Below are 2494 nucleotides of genomic sequence, written 5' to 3' on the forward strand. Positions count from 1 at the left end.
TAAAGCAGCTCTAAAGAGTTTTGAGTTAAAAGTTAAACTTCAAGTTTTCATTCAGGACAAATGTACTGATTAACTAATTTTTTGGGGAAAATTAGTTAACCCATCATTATAACATATAATTAATTTGCAAGAGTTCTACTGATAACTGATTACTGATAACTGATTTTGGTCACTGATTCCGGTATGATCTGAACAGAGAATCTAGTATCAAATACCTACTCATTCTAGCGTGAGACTCTTGCCGAACCTGTCAGCAGCAGAAATTTGTGGCGGCGGGGTGCTGCTGGATCCAGAGTCTGGTTTAATTACTACTATGGGTTAACAATTAGTCGTGTATTTAGAGGGAAACTATGGCCAATAAGCCAGAGCGCGTGGTTCTAATCGGTGTAGCTGGGGACTCCGGTTGTGGGAAATCTACTTTTTTACGTCGTTTGACCGATTTATTCGGGGCCGAGTTTATGACAGTGATCTGTTTAGATGACTACCATTGCCTCGATCGCAAACAGAGAAAAGAGGTGGGTGTCACCGCACTCAATCCGAAAGCGAATAACTTTGACCTGATGTATGAGCAGATTAAAGCGCTCAAGGAAGGTCAAGCCATTAATAAACCTATTTATAATCATGAAACGGGGATGATCGATCCCCCCGAAATCATCGAACCGAATAAGGTAATCGTGATCGAGGGACTGCACCCCTTATATGATGAACGAGTCCGGTCCCTATTAGATTTCAGCGTTTATCTCGATATTAGCGATGAAGTCAAAGTTAACTGGAAAATTCAACGGGATATGGCCGAGCGCGGTCACACCTATGATGATGTGATGGCGGCTATTAATTCTAGAAAACCGGATTTCAGTGCCTATATCGATCCCCAAAGACAGTACGCTGACGTGGTGATTCAAGTGCTGCCCACCCAATTACTTGAAGATCACGAAAGTAAGTTACTACGGGTTCGTTTAATCCAGAAAGAAGGGGTGGAAAACTTTGAACCCGCTTATCTGTTTGATGAAGGTTCCACCATCGATTGGCGGCCCTGTGGTCGTAAATTGACCTGCGCTTATCCCGGTATTAAACTCTACTATGGTCCGGATGGCTTCTTGGGGAATGAAGTGTCGATTCTGGAACTAGATGGTCAATTCGATAACCTCGAAGAAATGATCTACATCGAAAGCCATTTGAGCAAAACCGGCACTAAATACTACGGTGAAATGACGGAATTACTGCTCAAACACAAGGATTATCCCGGTTCTACCAATGGTACGGGTTTATTCCAAGTGTTAGTCGGTCTCAAAATGCGTGAAACCTACGAAAAACTAATGGCGGCCGAATCAAAAGTGGCAGCCCAAGTCTAGTTTCTAGTTTTGACCGAACCGGCATCCTATATGGTTAGGGTGCCGGTTTTTTTTAAGCTACTAATCCCGACCGCAGGGCCAGCACTGCCGCTTGAGTGCGATCATCGACAGAGAGTTTATTTAAGACCCACATTCCGCACCCTCAACTGTCACCTTAGGGACTTGCGTATTAATAAATTACCATCTAGACTAGAGAAGCAACTTGTTACTCTCACTCTCAACTATGGTAACTGAACTGACTGAAAAAATCAAATCAAGCTTGAAAGATGCGGCAAAAAAGCTGACAGGTTTTAAGAAAAGGGCTTTTATGGCGCAAGTAACTATAGACTATTTTAACTCTTCGCCGCGCCAAGCCGAAACAGAATTGGGATGGTCTAGGCAGGCAATAGCAACGGGATTGAAAGAGCTAGAAACTGGAATTATTTGCGTTGATAATTATCGTGCTAGGGGGAGAAAAAAAACGGAGGAACTGCTGCCAAACTTAGAGGCAGATATTAAAAGTTTAGTGGAGATGTCCTCGCAAGCAGACCCTAAATTCCCATCAACTTTTGCCTTTACTAAAATCAGTGCCAGAGAGGTAAGAGAGGCATTAAAAGAAGAAAAAGGCTATCGAGATGAACAATTGCCCTCTCGTCAAACCATTGGAGATATTTTGAATCGAATGGGCTAGAGTTTAAAAAAAACACAAAAAATAAAACCGCTCAAAAAAATTCCAGAAACTGAGGCAATTTTTGCTAACGTAGCTCAAGCCAATCAAGCCGCTGACAACCAGACTAAATCTTTGAGAATTTCCTTGGATAGCAAAGCTAAAGTTAAGATAGGCAATTTATCTCGTGAGGGGAAAGCCCGCTATCTCGAGCCATTAAAAGCTGATGATCATGATAGGGAATGGACGGCTGTTTTAGTCCCTTTAGGAATTCTAGATGTGAGGGGAGAACGCCTGTCAATTTATTTCGGTCAATCGGCTGAAACCTCAGATTTTGTAGCAGATTGTTTAGAGTTGTGGTGGCAAGAAAATCAAGCAATCTATCCAGGGTTTAGAAGAATTAGTCATTGATTTAGATGGAGGAGCCGCCACTCGCAGCAACCGCACTCAATTTATCAAAAGAATGGTAGAATTTGCCCAAAAAACCCAGTGGCAA

At 42.4% G+C, this 2494-nt stretch carries 3 protein-coding genes and 1 pseudogene; 3 read left to right on the forward strand and 1 reads right to left on the reverse strand.

Annotated elements, in window-relative coordinates:
* Positions 1-350 precede the first annotated feature (350 nt).
* Positions 351-1352 (forward strand): phosphoribulokinase, encoded by a 1002-nt coding sequence (locus PX481_RS02415; protein ID WP_287672588.1) that lies wholly within the window; start codon positions 351-353, stop codon positions 1350-1352.
* Positions 1353-1404: 52 nt separating this feature from the next.
* Here the strand turns inward: PX481_RS02415 and PX481_RS02420 are convergent.
* Positions 1405-1479 (reverse strand): annotated as a pseudogene (locus PX481_RS02420) (DNA-binding response regulator); the annotation flags it as partial.
* A 96-nt stretch (positions 1480-1575) separates the two neighbouring features.
* On the opposite strand from PX481_RS02420, the gene PX481_RS02425 reads away from it, so the two are divergent.
* Both PX481_RS02425 and PX481_RS02430 read left to right on the forward strand, forming a co-directional pair.
* A complete protein-coding gene (locus tag PX481_RS02425) occupies positions 1576-2022 on the forward strand; it encodes a hypothetical protein (RefSeq protein ID WP_288093498.1) in 447 nt (148 codons plus the stop codon).
* 57 nt (positions 2023-2079) lie between these two features.
* Positions 2080-2409 (forward strand): ISAzo13-like element transposase-related protein, encoded by a 330-nt coding sequence (locus tag PX481_RS02430; RefSeq protein ID WP_080603684.1) that lies wholly within the window; start codon positions 2080-2082, stop codon positions 2407-2409.
* The last annotated feature ends 85 nt before the right edge of the window (positions 2410-2494 follow it).

It is taken from the genome of Microcystis sp. M53603_WE2 (genome assembly GCF_030065435.1).

Bases quoted from the DNA above. Each gene is read 5' to 3' on its own strand.
- PX481_RS02415 (WP_287672588.1), top strand. From the start codon at position 351: ATGGCCAATAAGCCAGAGCGCGTGGTTCTAATCGGTGTAGCTGGGGAC.
- PX481_RS02425 (WP_288093498.1), top strand. From the start codon at position 1,576: ATGGTAACTGAACTGACTGAAAAAATCAAATCAAGCTTGAAAGATGCG.